Origin of the sequence: Antarctobacter heliothermus (assembly GCF_002237555.1) — a bacterium.
Taxonomy (GTDB): Bacteria; Pseudomonadota; Alphaproteobacteria; order Rhodobacterales; family Rhodobacteraceae; genus Antarctobacter; species Antarctobacter heliothermus_B.
This window is the reverse complement of sequence record NZ_CP022540.1, coordinates 4434272-4448328: the sequence shown is the minus strand read 5'-3', so window position 1 is coordinate 4448328 and position 14057 is coordinate 4434272. Positions and strand designations below refer to the sequence as shown.

Sequence of the window (14057 nt, the reverse complement as noted above, 5' to 3'; positions counted from 1 at the left end):
ATGCGCAGTGTTTTGTTCCTGCTCGCGGCCATGGCCGTCATCACATCCGGCTATTGGGCCTACTATGAAAACTACCGAACCAAGGCGGAACTGGACAACGTGGACGATCTGCGCCGCGACATAGGTGCCGCGCGTGAACGGCTGGCGATCCTGCGTGCGGAATGGGCCTATCTGAATCGGCCCGACCGGCTGCGCGATCTGGCAGAGCTGAACTTTGACCGGCTGGGGCTGTTGCCGCTGCGCCCGGATCAGTTTGGCAGCATTGATCAGGTGGCCTATCCGCAGCCTCTGGCGCTTGATCTGACGAAACCCGTCGATGTCACCTCTGCCGGAGCGACAAACCCATGACCCGCACGCCGCTGCGCCCGCTGGCACGCATCCTTGAAGCCCGCCAGAATGGCGAAAACCCCGACGTCATCGAACGCGAGAACCGCAGGCTGCGCCACGAAGAGATCCGTGACCGGCTGCGACTGCGTGCCGAGGGGCGGTTGCTGGTGCTGGCGGTCATGTTCGTCTGTGCCTATGGCGTGGTGGGCGCGCGGATGGGGGTCTTGTCCGCGTCGGAACCCGAAGAGCCGCGCGCGCAGTTGACAGGGGCGTCCATCGTCGCAACCCGGGCGGACATCACCGACCGGCATGGCCGCATTCTGGCCACCAACATGTCGACCCACAGCCTGTATGCGCATCCACAGCAGATGGTTGATCCGCTGCGTGCGGCGCAGCAGCTTGCGGCGATCTTTCCCGACATCGACGCCGAAAAGCTGGGGGCGCGGTTTACCAACCCCAAGACCAAGTTCCTCTGGATCAAGAAAAAGCTGAGCCCCGAGCAGTTGCAGGCAGTGCATGACATCGGGGAGCCGGGTCTGTTGTTCGGCCCGCGTGAAATGCGGCTGTATCCCAACGGCGCGATTGCGGCCCATGTTTTGGGCGGCGCAAGTTTTGGCGATGAGGGGGTTCATGCGGCGGAGGTGATCGGTACGGCGGGCATCGAAAAGTACTTTGATGCGGAAATGCGCGATCCTGCCCGGCAGGGCGTGCCGCTGACGCTGTCGCTGGATCTGACCATTCAGGCCGCCACCGAAGAGGTGCTGGATGCGGGCATGAAGCTGCTGAACGCCAAGGGTGCTGCCAGTGTGCTGATGGATATTTACACGGGTGAGGTGATTGCCATCGCGTCCCTGCCGGATTTCGACCCCAACGACCGCCCGCGCGTGCCAATTGCGGGGGAAAAGGCAGGCGACAGTCCGCTGTTCAACCGTGCGGTGCAGGGGCTGTATGAGCTCGGCTCAACCTTCAAGATCTTCACCGCAGCGCAGGCGCTGCAACTGGGGTTGGTCCATCCGCAAACTGTGATCGACACTTCGCCGCCCTATGAGGTGCTGGGGTTCAAGGTGGGTGAGTTTCAGGGCAAGAACTATGGCAAGCTGACGGTCGAGGACGTGATTGTGCGCAGCTCGAACCGGGGCACGGCCAAGTTGGTCATGGCGATCGGGCGGGGCCGGCAAAAGGACTTTTACGAAAATCTGGGCATGTTCGCGCCTTCCCCTCTGGAAATCGTCGAGGCCCGCAATGCCAAGCCGCTGATCCCCGAACGGTGGACGGATCTGTCGGCTGTCACCATTTCCTATGGCCACGGGATTTCCGTCTCGCCGCTGCATCTGGCGGCGGGCTACGCGATGATTGCCAATGGCGGCCATGTGGTGCAGCCGACCTTGTTGAAACAGGATGGCCCCCGCATGGGGGACAAGCTGTTGCGCGATGAGGTGGCGGAACAGGCGCGCACGATGCTGCGCAAGGTCGTGATCGGGCAGAAGGGCACCGCGTCGTTTGCCGAGGTGCCGGGCTATCGGGTCGGGGGCAAGACCGGGACGGCGGAAAAGCCCAAGGAACGCGGCGGCGGCTATCACAAGGACAAGGTGATTGCGACATTTGCCTCGGTGTTCCCGACGGATGCGCCGCGCTATGCGCTGGTTGTGATGCTGGATGAGCCGGTCGAGACCTCCGGATCGACCCCGCGCCGCACCGCTGGCTGGACGGCTGTGCCTGTTGCCGCCGAGATGATCACGCGAATTGCCCCGCTTCTGGACTTGCGTCCTGATTATGATACGGGGCAGGAGAAGACGTTGACGACGGCCTCAGACTAGGGCCGCGTGGGCGCAGGGCTACCTGTGGAACCGCAGGGCCAGAACCACAGCCGGGGGCGATTGAAACATGGCGTCTGAACGCAGCATCCTGACAAAGAGTCTGTCACAACTGGGTCTTACCGCGCGTGGCGGAAAAGAGGTCGCGGTGACGGGGCTGGCAGTTGACAGCCGTGAGGTGCGCGAGGGCTTTCTGTTTGCCGCGCTTCCGGGCACGCGGGTGCATGGCGGAGAGTTCATCCAGTTCGCCTTGCGCATGGGGGCTGCAGCGGTACTGACCGATGCGGCGGGCGCAAAGATGGCAGAGGCGGAACTGGCGGCGTCGAACGCGGCGCTGGTAATCGCCGAGGATCCACGTCAGGCGCTGGCCTATACGGCCGCGTTGTGGTTCGGATCTCAGCCGGAAACCGTGGTTGCGGTGACAGGCACAAACGGCAAAACATCGGTCGCCAGCTTTACCCGGCAGATCTGGCAGGAACTGGGCCTGCGCGCGGTCAATGTCGGCACCACCGGCGTTGAGGGCGATTGGCAAACACCGCTGAAGCACACCACGCCAGAGCCGATCACCCTGCACCGGGTGTTGTCCGGCGCGGCGGAGGCGGGCGTGACCCACGCCGCGATGGAGGCGTCCAGTCACGGGTTGGCGCAGCGGCGGCTGGACGGCGTGACGCTGACGGCGGCGGGGTTCACCAACTTCACCCAGGACCATCTGGACTACCACGAAAGCTTTGACGAGTATTTCTCTGCCAAGGCGGGGCTATTTGCCCGCGTCTTGCCCGAGGACGGGATCGCGGTGATCAACATCGACGACCCGCGCGGCGTGGACATGCTCGCCATTGCGCGGGCACGCGGCCAAGAGGTGATCACCGTGGGACGTGAGGCGGCAGATCTGTGTCTTGAGGCACAGAGGTTTGATGCCACGGGGCAGGAAATCCGGCTGAGCTTTGAGGGCACGGTGCGGCAGGAACGCCTTGGCCTGATCGGCGGCTTTCAGGCGGAAAACATTCTGGTCGCGGCGGGGCTGGTGATTGCCTGCGGCGGTGACCCGGAGGATGTGTTTGATGTGCTGCCCCTGTTGGGGACGGTGCGCGGACGGATGCAATTGGCCGCCAAGCGCGTCAACGGGGCGGCGATCTTTGTCGATTACGCCCATACCCCTGACGCGGTGGCGACCGCCTGCAAGGCGTTGCGTCCGCATGTCATGGGGCGGTTGATCGCCGTGGTTGGCGCGGGCGGCGACCGGGATCGTGGCAAACGCCCGCTGATGGGCATGGCAGCAACCGAAAACGCCGACAGCGTGATTGTCACCGACGACAACCCGCGCTCTGAGGATCCCGCCTTGATCCGCGCAGCGGTGATGCAGGGCGCGCCTGAGGCACTTGAGGTCGCTGACCGGGCAGAGGCGATCCTGCGCGGTGTCGACGGGCTGGGCCCCGGTGACGCGCTGCTGATCTGCGGCAAAGGGCATGAGACCGGGCAGACCGTGGGAGACACGGTTTACCCCTTCGACGACGTAGAGCAGGCCAGCATTGCGGTGGCGGCGTTGGACGGGAAGGGGATATGAGCACGCCTTTGTGGAACTCGGCCGAGGCGGTCGCCGCCACCGGCGGCACCACGCCCTGCGATTGGACTGCAACGGGCGTGTCGATTGATACCCGGACCCTGAAGCCCGGCGATCTGTTTGTGGCGCTCAAGGCGGCGCGCGACGGTCATGATTTCGTCAAACAAGCGCTGGACAGTGGCGCGGCGGCGGCACTGGTCAGCCATGTGCCGGAGGGTGTGGATGACTCTGCACCTCTATTGATCGTCAAGGATGTGCAGGCCGGACTTGAAGCATTGGGTGAGGCCGCGCGCGCCCGCACCCGCGCGCGGATCGTTGCGGTGACAGGTTCGGTCGGCAAGACATCGACCAAGGAAATGCTGCGCACGGTCCTGGGCGCGCAGGGCCGCGTCCATGCCGCCGAGAAAAGCTATAACAACCACTGGGGTGTGCCGCTGACGCTGGCGCGGATGCCACGCGATGTGGATTTTGCCGTGATCGAGATCGGCATGAACCACCCCGGCGAAATTGCACCTTTGGCGCGGCTGACCCGCCCGCATGTGGCGCTGGTCACGATTGTCGCGCCCGCACACCTTGCCGCCTTTGACAGCGTTGAGGGCATTGCGCGCGAAAAGGCCGCCATCTTTGATGGACTGGAACCCTACGGCACCGCCATTTTCAACGGCGATCTGCCGATCAGCCCGATCTTGCGGGAAAAGGCCGATGCGGGGCGCCGCTTTGCCGTCAGCTTTGGCGAAAAGGCCTGCAACCAGTACCGTTTGTACCGCGTCACAGTGCGAGACGCCTGCACGGTGGCCGTGGGCCGGGCGGGGGTTGAGACGCGTCTGTTCAAGGTTCTGGCTCCGGGGAGGCACTTTGCCGTCAACGCCATGGGCGCACTGGCTGTGGCCGATGCGCTGGGTCTTGATCCGGCATTGGCAGTTATGGCGCTGGGCCAATGGCAGCCGGGCGCGGGGCGCGGCCAACGCGAAAAGATTGCGCTGGACCCGGTGGATGGGCGCATCAGCGTCGATCTGATCGACGATGCCTACAATGCCAACCCGGCGTCGCTGGCGGCTGCGCTGGAAGTGCTGGCGGCGGCAGAACCGCGCAACGGCATTGGGCGCGTCTCGCGGGGGCGTCGGATCGCGTACCTTGGCGACATGAAAGAACTGGGCCGCAGCGAAGTGGCTCTGCACCGCGTAATTGCACAGAACCCGGCATTGGACCGGATTGATGTTGTTCATTGTATCGGGCCGCTGATGCAGCACCTGTGGCGCGACCTGCCGACGGAAAAGCGCGGTCATTGGACCGAAACCGCTGACAAGATGGCCGAGCGTGTGGGGCGCGATTTAGACGCGGGCGACGTTGTGCTGGCCAAGGGCTCTCTTTCGATGGGGGTGGGGCGCGTGGTTGACGCCATCCGCAAATTGCGCCAATCGACACCGGATCTGGAAGGCTAGGAAGGACGAGGGCCATGCTATTCTGGCTGACAGAATTCAGTGACGGCGGCGACGCCTTCAACCTGTTTCGCTATATCACGTTTCGCGCAGGCGGGGCGTTCCTGACGGCGTTGATCTTTGGCTTTCTCTTTGGTCCGCCGCTGATCAACGTGCTGCGCAAGCGGCAGGGGAAGGGCCAGCCGATCCGCGCTGACGGTCCCGAGGGGCATTTCGCCAAGGCGGGCACCCCCACCATGGGCGGGTTGCTGATCATCGGGGCGCTGGTTACGTCGACCCTGCTGTGGGCGCGTCTGGACAATCCGTTTGTCTGGATGGTGTTGTTTGTGACGATTGCCTATGCGGCTATCGGGTTTGCCGACGACTACGCCAAGGTGAGCAAGCAGAACACCGCAGGCGTGTCCGGCAAGGTGCGGCTATTGCTGGGATTTGTCATTGCCGGGATCGCCGGATTCTGGGCTGCGGCCTATCATCCTGACGACTTGTCGTACCGCGTGGCCTTTCCGATCTTCAAGGATACGCTGGTTTATCTGGGCTATTTCTTTGTGCCTTTCGCCATGATCGTGATTGTGGGCGCGGCCAACGCAGTTAACCTGACCGATGGTCTGGACGGGCTCGCCATCATGCCGGTGATGATCGCCACCTCGACGCTGGGGGTGATCGCCTATGCGGTGGGGCGGGTCGATTTCACCGAGTATCTGGACGTGCACTATGTGCCAGGCACTGGTGAGATCCTGATCTTTGCCGCTGGGGTTGTTGGCGGCGGTCTGGGATTCCTGTGGTACAACGCGCCCCCTGCGGCGGTTTTCATGGGCGATACCGGGTCATTGGCGCTGGGCGGTGCATTGGGGGCGATTGCGGTAGCCACCAAACATGAGGTTGTGCTGGCCATCGTCGGCGGGCTGTTTGTGGTCGAGGCACTGTCGGTCATCATTCAGGTGCTGTATTTCAAACAGACCGGCAAGCGCGTCTTTCTGATGGCCCCGATCCACCACCACTATGAGAAAAAGGGCTGGGCGGAACCGACTATCGTGATCCGGTTCTGGATCATCTCGTTGATCCTTGCGATCATCGGACTGGCCACACTGAAAGTACGCTGAACCGGAAGCTTCATGTCCAACAGGCGCTTGGCGTGCCTTTGTGACCTTGTGGGAGAACTGTCATGATCCCTGTTCTCGGGTACGAGGGCGCCGTTGTCGCGGTGCTGGGGTTGGGCCGATCCGGGCTGTCGGCGGCGCGCGCGCTGCGCGAGGGTGGTGCGCGGGTGGTGGTCTGGGACGACACTGACGCGGCCCGGGCCCGGGCCGAAGACGACGGGTTTGAGGTCCGCAGGCTGGACCGGGCAGAGGCGTTTGACGATGTGGCCTGCCTGATTACATCGCCCGGTATCCCCCATCTATATCCGCAACCCAATGCAGCCATCGCGGCAGCCCTGCGGGCGGGTGTACCGGTGGACAACGATATCGGGCTTTTCTTTCAGAGCCTTGGTGGCGATTGGGACATGTTTGACCAACCGCCCAAGGTGATTGCGGTGACAGGGTCCAACGGCAAGTCCACCACTTCGGCGCTGATCCATCATATCCTGACGACAGCGGGCCGCGAGAGCCAGCTTGCCGGCAATATCGGGCGCGGCGTGCTGGACATCGACCCGCCGGAGGATGGCGGGGTCGTGGTTCTGGAACTGTCCAGCTATCAGACCGATCTGGCACGCAGCTTGACGCCGGATGTGGCTGTTTTCACCAATTTTTCCGCTGATCATCTGGACCGGCACGCGGGCCTTGGCGGTTATTTCGCGGCCAAGCGACGGCTGTTTGCCGAGGGTGGACCGGACCGCGCTGTCATTGGCGTCGATGAGGTCGAGGGGCTGTACCTGGCCGGTCAACTGTCTGAGGGGCGCGCGGATGACCGTGTGATCCGGGTCTCCAGTGGGCAAAAACTGGGCGGGCCGGGATGGTATGTCTTTGTGCGCAAAGGGTTTTTGTCAGAGTGGCGCAAGGGGCGGCAGGTGGCCTCATTGGATCTGCGCGACATTGCCGGGCTGCCAGGGGCGCATAACCACCAGAATGCATGCGCTGCCTACGCCGCCTGCCGCAGTCTGACCCTTGCCCCGCGTGAGATCGAGGCCGCAATGCGCAGTTTTACCGGTTTGCCGCACCGTAGCCAGCGGGTGGCCGAGGTGAACGGCGTCACCTTTGTCAATGATTCAAAGGCAACAAACGTCGACTCCGCGCTAAAGGCGCTTCTGGCATTCCCGAAAATTCGCTGGGTCTGTGGCGGGTTGATGAAGGACGGCGGTTTGGGGGCGTTGCAGCCTGCGTTGGATCATGTGGCCAAAGCCTATGTGATCGGCCGCGAACCAGAAAGCTTTGCGTTGCAACTGCCGGGTGTGGCAGCGGAAATCTGCGGTGACATGGCAACGGCGGTGGCCCGTGCCGCTGCGGATGCGCAGCCGGGAGAGGTGGTTCTGCTGGCCCCGGCGGCCGCTAGTTTCGATCAGTATGACAATTTTGAACAACGCGGGGATGACTTCATCGCCTGCGTTATGTCCGCGACAGGTCAGGAATAGCGTCCGATTTCAAGCGGTTGCGCGGCTCTGAATGTCGCGCGCCGCGGCCATGCCAGAGGCCCAAGCCCATTGAAAGTTGTAGCCACCCAGCCAGCCGGTAACATCGACGGCCTCTCCGATGACATACAGACCGGGAAGGTGCTTTGACATCAGAGACTTGGAGTCGAGACCGGTGGTCGAGACGCCGCCCAGGGTGACTTCGGCGGTGCGATAGCCCTCAGATCCGGTGGGCTTGAGCCGCCATTCGGTTAGGGCCTCTGTCAGCTGATCCATACGGATGTCCGATAGATCCGCGATATTGCCTTTCAGATCAATCTCCTGACCAAGAAAGCTCACCAGACGTGCGGGCAGTTGTGTGGCCAGTTCGGCGCTGAGCGCACGCTTGCCATCGGTTTGGCGCTTGTCCCGCAGAAGATTGGAAAGATCGAGATCCGGCAACAGGTCAACCACGATCTCCTGACCTTCACTCCAATAGCTGGAGATTTGCAGGATGGCGGGGCCGGACAGGCCGCGATGGGTGAATAGCATGGCCTCGGAAAAGCTGGTCGCCTCGGTTGAAACCCGTGTGTTTGTCGCGACCCCGGCCAGCGGCGCGAAACGGTCGCCAAAGGTAAGGGGGACCAGCGCGGGGCGGATGTCCGTGAGGTCATGGCCAAACTGTTGCGCGATGTCGTAAGCGATGCCGGTGGCCCCCATCTTGGGGATGGATTTGCCGCCTGTGGCGAGGATCAGGTTTTGAGAGGTGACTTCAATCTCCCGACCGTCTTTTTCCAGCAGCGTGACAAAGCGCCCGTCGGTGTGGCGGGTGTCCTTGATTGCGGTGCGCAGCCAGAGGCATGCACCGGCCTTTTCCATCTCTTTCAACAGCATGTCGACGATCTGGGTAGACTTCCCGTCGCAGAATAGTTGTCCCAGCGTCTTTTCGTGCCACGCGATGCCGTGGCGGTCGATCATTTCGATGAATTCCCATTGCGTAAAGCGGGCAAGCGCGGATTTGGCGAAATGCGGGTTTTCAGACAGGAAGCTATCGGGATCGCAATACATGTTGGTGAAATTGCAGCGGCCGCCGCCGGAGATACGGATCTTTTCGCCGGGGGCTTTGGCATGGTCGATGACCAGAACATCCGGCCCCGCCTGAGCGGCGGCCATCAGTCCGGCGGCACCTGCGCCAAGGATCAAGGTGTTGACATGCATGGGGCGGGAGGTAGGGGCAAACCTAGGAAAAGGCCAGAGGGCGGCGCGGAGTCATCCCGCGAAAGGCAGGGATGAACGTGGCCGCGTGGGCACACCGCCTCGGCAGTCGCCGGATTCATTTGGCGTGACTTAGATTTCTGCGCTACACTGACCGTCAGACCCGGAAAACCGGGCGGTCCGAGGCAGTAGCGGTGTTCAGATGACAGAAATGGTTTACGGCACGGTGCCCGTTAAGGGTGGCGAGCCTGTGTTGCCGAAATGGTGGCGGACGGTGGACAAGTGGACCTTGTCCTTTATTTTCATGCTGTTCGGTGTGGGGCTGTTGCTGGGGCTAGCGGCCTCGCCGCCGCTGGCGGATCGCCTCGGCCAGCCACCGTTCTACTATGTCCAAAAGCAGACGTTCTTTGGCGGGCTGGCAATGGTGGCCATGGTGCTGACCTCGATGATGGGGCCGGTGATGGTGCGCCGTTTGGCGGTGATGGGGTTCTTTGTGGCCTTTATCGCACTGGCGCTTTTGCCGGTGTTGGGCACGGATTTCGGCAAGGGCGCAGTGCGGTGGTATTCGCTGGGCTTTGCCAGCGTGCAGCCGTCCGAGTTTCTCAAGCCGCTGTTCGTGATCCTGACCGCTTGGCTGATGGCGGCTGGGCAAGAGTTGAGCGGCCCGCCGGGGCGGATGTACTCCTTTATTCTCATGTTTGCGATTGTGATGATGCTGGCGTTTCAACCGGACTTTGGCCAGGCGGCGCTGGTCTTGTTCGGCTGGGGTGTGATGTGGTTTGTCGGCGGCGCGCCGATGTTGCTGCTTGTGGGTCTGGCGGGGCTGGTCGTGCTTGGCGGCATGGTGGCCTATAACTCGTCCGAGCACTTTCAGCGCCGTTTTGACGGGTTCCTGAACCCCGAGGTCGATCCAACCTCACAACTTGGCTATGCCGAAAACGCGATCCGCGAGGGGGGCTTTTTCGGTGTTGGCGTGGGTGAGGGGCAGGTGAAGTGGAGCCTGCCGGACGCGCATACAGATTTCATCATCGCCGTCGCGGCTGAGGAATACGGCCTGCTTATGGTTTTGGTGATCCTTACCTTGTACGCCGCTATCGTGATGCGCAGCCTGATCCGACTGATGCGGGAACGCGATCCGTTCATCCGACTGGCAGGCACCGGCCTTGCGGCGATGTTCGGCGTGCAGGCGATGATCAACATGGGCGTTGCGGTGCGGTTGTTGCCGGCCAAAGGCATGACGCTGCCCTTTGTCAGTTACGGCGGATCGTCTTTGATCGCGGGTGGCATCGCGGTGGGGATGCTGCTGGCCTTTACCCGGTCGCGCCCTCAAGGCGAAATCCGCGACATTTTGCGCGGACGGGCGCGGTGACACCGGCCTTATGGGCAGGAACCTGCCGGTCTTCCCCTTGTCATGGACGAGGACGTGGGGATGATATATCCGCGCGTGGATCGGTTACGGAGTTGGGTAAATGGGCGAGCGCAAGCCTTTGCTGGTGATGGCGGCGGGCGGCACAGGTGGACATATGTTCCCTGCGCAGGCCCTTGCGGAAATCATGCTGGCGCGCGGCTGGCGGGTAAAGCTGTCAACCGACCAGCGCGGCGCACGCTATACCGGCGCCTTTCCTGAAGCGGTCGAAATCGAAACCGTGGCCTCTGCAACGTTTGATCGTGGCGGGGTGCTGGCAAAGGCGCTGGTGCCGTTCCGGCTGGCCTCGGGCGTTGTGTCGGCGATGATCGGGATGCGGCGGGATCGCCCCGACGTGGTGGTCGGCTTTGGCGGCTATCCCAGTGTCCCGGCGCTGACCGCCGCTTGGCTGATGAAATTGCCGCGCATGATCCACGAACAAAACGGCGTCCTGGGCAAAGTGAACACCTGGTTTGCCAGCAAGGTTGACGTCATGGCCTGCGGCACTTGGCCGACTGACCTGCCCGAAGGGGTCGAGGGCATCCATACCGGCAACCCGGTGCGCCTGACGGTGCGGGAACGGGCGGGCGCGGGCTATATCGCGCCCGGACCTTATCCGATGTCGATCCTTGTGATCGGCGGCTCTCAGGGCGCGCGGGCGCTGTCGGACATCGTGCCACCCGCGATTGCGGCGCTGCCGCTGGAGATGGTCGGCAACCTGCGCGTCAGCCATCAGGCGCGGGACGAGGATGAGCTGCGCGTGGCGACTTACTACGCCGAACACGGTTTGGACGCGGATGTGCAGCCGTTCTTTCATGATGTGCCTGCCCGCATGAGTGAGGCGCAATTGGTGATCTCGCGCTCTGGCGCGTCGTCGGTGGCGGATATTGCGGTGATCGGACGGCCCAGCATCCTGATCCCCTATCCGCATGCGACAGGCGATCATCAGATGGCCAACGCGCAGGCGCTGGTGGATGCTGGCGCGGCTATCCGCATCCCGGAAACAAAACTGACAATCGAGACGGTGACAGAGGCGATCCAGGCGGTTCTGAGCAATGAGCAGGGCGCGATCCGGATGGTCCAAGCGGCGCTGCGGGTGGGCAAACCCGAGGCGGCGGACCACTTGGCCGCGCTGGTCGAAGAACTGGCAGGCATAACAACAAACGATGAGGGCACGGTAGATGAAGGACTTGGGGATTGAGCGGGGCGCCTGCATGACCGGCGCGACAAAGCTGCCCGGCGATGTGGGCGCGATCCATTTCGTCGGCATCGGCGGCATCGGCATGTCCGGCATCGCCGAGGTGCTGCTGAACCACGGTTATTCGGTGCAGGGCTCTGATCTGAAATCAACTAAGATCACCCAGCGGTTGGTGGACCTGGGCGCGCGGGTGTTCGAGGGGCAGGTGGCCTCGAACCTTGAGGGGGCCGAGGTTGTGGTGATCTCTTCGGCGATCAAGCCGGGCAATCCCGAACTGGACGAGGCGCGCCGCCGTGGTCTTCCCGTCGTGCGCCGGGCCGAGATGCTGGCCGAGCTGATGCGGTTGAAATCCAACGTCGCCGTCGCGGGCACGCATGGCAAGACCACCACCACCACGATGGTCGCCACGCTGCTGGACGCCGGTGAGTTTGACCCCACGGTCGTCAATGGCGGGATCATCCACGCCTATGGCTCTAACGCCCGCATGGGGCAGGGTGAGTGGATGGTGGTCGAGGCGGATGAAAGCGACGGCACCTTCAATCGGTTGCCCGCAACCATCGCCATCGTGACCAACATCGACCCCGAGCATATGGAACATTGGGGCACGATCGAGAACCTGCGCAACGGGTTCTATGACTTCGTGTCGAACATTCCTTTTTATGGGCTGGCCGTTTGCTGCACCGATCACCCCGAGGTGCAGGCGCTGGTGGGGCGTGTGTCTGATCGGCGCGTGGTGACCTATGGGTTCAATGCGCAGGCGGATGTGCGCGCCGTGGGGCTGACCTACAAAGGCGGCGTGGCGCATTTTGACGTGGTGTTCCAGCAGACGGGTGAGGTGATCGAGGACATGACCCTGCCGATGCCGGGCGATCACAACGTGAGCAATGCTCTGTCGGCCATCGCGGTGGCGCGGCATCTGGGCATGTCGGGCGATGAGATTCGCAAGGCCTTGGCGGCCTTCGGCGGCGTGAACCGGCGCTTTACCAAGGTGGGTGAGGTGAACGGGGTCACGGTGATCGACGATTATGGCCACCACCCGGTCGAGATTGCCGCCGTTTTGAAGGCGGCGCGGCAGGCCAGTGAGGGGCGGGTGATCGCGGTGCATCAGCCGCATCGGTACAGCCGTCTGTCGCATCACTTTGAGGAATTCTGTTCCTGCTTCAACGAGGCGGATGTGGTGGCGATTGCCGAGGTGTTTGCCGCCGGGGAAGAGCCCATTCCGGGGGCGACGCGGGACGATCTGGTGGCGGGACTGGTCCGGCACGGCCACCGGCATGCGCGGGCGATCCGCGACGAGGACGATCTGGAGCGGCTGGTCCGTGAGCAGGCGCAGCCGGGCGATATGGTGGTCTGTCTGGGGGCGGGCACGATTTCGGCCTGGGCAAATGGGTTGCCGGCGCGGCTGGAGGCGGTGCCGGGCTGAAGCCCGGCCTACCCCTGTCCACGCGTGGACAGCGTGTGGGGTGTGAGATATCAATAGGTTACAGAGACGATTTTACGTTTCTTTAAGAAATGGCCCCTTCGGGGGCTGTTTTTGTTTGGGGGGCGCTGCCCCCGGCCTTCGGCCTCCCCCGGGATATTTTTGGACAGAAGAAACTGGGGTGAGGGATAAGCCGTTGCGGTTTGGCTTGGCGGCGGGTGTTTTGTCGCGCGCGGTCGGAACATCGAAGACCCTTGGGTGTTCGAGGTGTGGACGGGCCCGGATAGAGGGGCCGGGGACGGCGTTTGAGCGGCAATTTGGTCTGCTCGAGAATATGCCGGCGCTGAACACGGATATGGAGCGCTGGCGGGCCAAAGTGGCATTTCGTGCCGACAGATCGGTGTAAAAGGCTTAAACTCATCGCCTTTTCTGCATTTGAACAGATCGCGGGGGTTGCGTGATTGGCGCGACTGGCGCAAGCTATCGCCACCTCTGGGGGGATACGGAGGGCAGACAATGTCGGTATCGCTAATACTCGCCTGTGCTTGGGCCTTGCTGGCCAATGTGCTGGCGATGCTCCCGTCGCGGGACAATCATTGGACGCGTGCCTATGTGCTGATCGCGCTGGGCATCCCCCTTGTCGGGTTTGTCACCTATCAGAACGGCCCTTGGGTCGGGCTGTTTGTCCTGTTCGCGGGCATGAGTGTGTTGCGCTGGCCAGTGCGCTACATGTTTCGCTGGATGCGGCAGACCGCTGCAAGGTAAGGGCATCCTGACTGGTGCGGTTTGAGTCTGCGCGGCAAGACTGTTGCCGCAAGGAGGGCCCCGCCGATGATTTTCGTTATTCCCGCTGTTGCGGCGCTGATCGGCTTGACTGCCGGTTGGGGCTTTTTGCGTTATGGGATGTCGAGTGCTGCGTGGACAGTGACCGTCCTTTTGGCGGTGTTGATGGCCTGGGGGCTGTACAAGAGCCAGGTGGCGCAGGGCTGGGATGCGCTGGCCTATGTTGTGATCTGGTTGTTGGGCGCGGCCCCGGCGTTGCTGGGTCTTGGGCTGGGCGCGTTGATCGGGCGTTGGCGGCGGATCAAGGCCGAGATGGTCCCACAGGTTGAATGATCCCCTTGCGGTGGCGCGTC

The 14057-nt window shown here is 62.9% G+C and carries 12 protein-coding genes; 11 read left to right on the top strand and 1 reads right to left on the bottom strand.

Annotated features, from left to right (window positions below; translation table 11 throughout):
- The 6 genes from ftsL to murD all read left to right on the top strand — a co-directional run bounded on the left by ftsL (nucleotide 1) and on the right by murD (nucleotide 7707).
- A complete protein-coding gene (ftsL, locus tag ANTHELSMS3_RS21035) occupies nucleotides 1–348 on the top strand; it encodes a cell division protein FtsL (RefSeq protein WP_094036582.1) in 348 nt (115 codons plus the stop codon).
- On the top strand, nucleotides 345–2144 hold the full coding sequence (locus tag ANTHELSMS3_RS21030; RefSeq protein ID WP_094036581.1) for a peptidoglycan D,D-transpeptidase FtsI family protein: 1800 nt from the start codon (nucleotides 345–347) through the stop codon (nucleotides 2142–2144). Before ftsL ends, ANTHELSMS3_RS21030 begins: the two co-directional genes overlap by 4 nt.
- Before the next feature lie 67 nt (nucleotides 2145–2211).
- Entirely contained in the window at nucleotides 2212–3705 is a 1494-nt protein-coding gene (locus tag ANTHELSMS3_RS21025) for a UDP-N-acetylmuramoyl-L-alanyl-D-glutamate--2,6-diaminopimelate ligase (protein ID WP_094036580.1), read from the top strand.
- Complete coding sequence (locus ANTHELSMS3_RS21020) at nucleotides 3702–5144, top strand: UDP-N-acetylmuramoyl-tripeptide--D-alanyl-D-alanine ligase (RefSeq protein ID WP_094036579.1); 1443 nt, start codon at nucleotides 3702–3704, stop codon at nucleotides 5142–5144. Before ANTHELSMS3_RS21025 ends, ANTHELSMS3_RS21020 begins: the two co-directional genes overlap by 4 nt.
- Nucleotides 5145–5158: 14 nt before the next feature.
- A complete protein-coding gene (mraY, locus tag ANTHELSMS3_RS21015) occupies nucleotides 5159–6241 on the top strand; it encodes a phospho-N-acetylmuramoyl-pentapeptide-transferase (RefSeq protein ID WP_094036578.1) in 1083 nt (360 codons plus the stop codon).
- A gap of 62 nt (nucleotides 6242–6303) precedes the next feature.
- Nucleotides 6304–7707, top strand: a complete 1404-nt coding sequence (gene murD / locus ANTHELSMS3_RS21010; protein WP_094036577.1) for a UDP-N-acetylmuramoyl-L-alanine--D-glutamate ligase — start codon at nucleotides 6304–6306, stop codon at nucleotides 7705–7707.
- Between the two features lie 9 nt (nucleotides 7708–7716).
- Here murD and ANTHELSMS3_RS21005 read toward each other — a convergent pair whose 3' ends face one another.
- Nucleotides 7717–8901, bottom strand: a complete 1185-nt coding sequence (locus ANTHELSMS3_RS21005) for an NAD(P)/FAD-dependent oxidoreductase (protein WP_094036576.1) — start codon at nucleotides 8899–8901, stop codon at nucleotides 7717–7719.
- 199 nt (nucleotides 8902–9100) lie between these two features.
- Between ANTHELSMS3_RS21005 and ANTHELSMS3_RS21000 the strand changes: the two genes are divergently transcribed.
- The 5 genes from ANTHELSMS3_RS21000 (at nucleotide 9101) to ANTHELSMS3_RS20980 (ending at nucleotide 14037) form a co-directional block, all read left to right on the top strand.
- Nucleotides 9101–10267, top strand: coding sequence for a peptidoglycan glycosyltransferase FtsW (locus tag ANTHELSMS3_RS21000; protein WP_094036575.1), 1167 nt, complete (start codon nucleotides 9101–9103; stop codon nucleotides 10265–10267).
- 100 nt (nucleotides 10268–10367) lie between these two features.
- Entirely contained in the window at nucleotides 10368–11504 is a 1137-nt protein-coding gene (locus tag ANTHELSMS3_RS20995) for a UDP-N-acetylglucosamine--N-acetylmuramyl-(pentapeptide) pyrophosphoryl-undecaprenol N-acetylglucosamine transferase (protein ID WP_094036574.1), read from the top strand.
- 13 nt (nucleotides 11505–11517) lie between these two features.
- Nucleotides 11518–12924, top strand: coding sequence for a UDP-N-acetylmuramate--L-alanine ligase (murC, locus tag ANTHELSMS3_RS20990; RefSeq protein ID WP_094037279.1), 1407 nt, complete (start codon nucleotides 11518–11520; stop codon nucleotides 12922–12924).
- Between the two features lie 513 nt (nucleotides 12925–13437).
- Entirely contained in the window at nucleotides 13438–13686 is a 249-nt protein-coding gene (locus tag ANTHELSMS3_RS20985) for a DUF2484 family protein (protein ID WP_094036573.1), read from the top strand.
- 66 nt (nucleotides 13687–13752) lie between these two features.
- On the top strand, nucleotides 13753–14037 hold the full coding sequence (locus ANTHELSMS3_RS20980; protein WP_094036572.1) for a hypothetical protein: 285 nt from the start codon (nucleotides 13753–13755) through the stop codon (nucleotides 14035–14037).
- Nucleotides 14038–14057 lie beyond the last annotated feature (20 nt).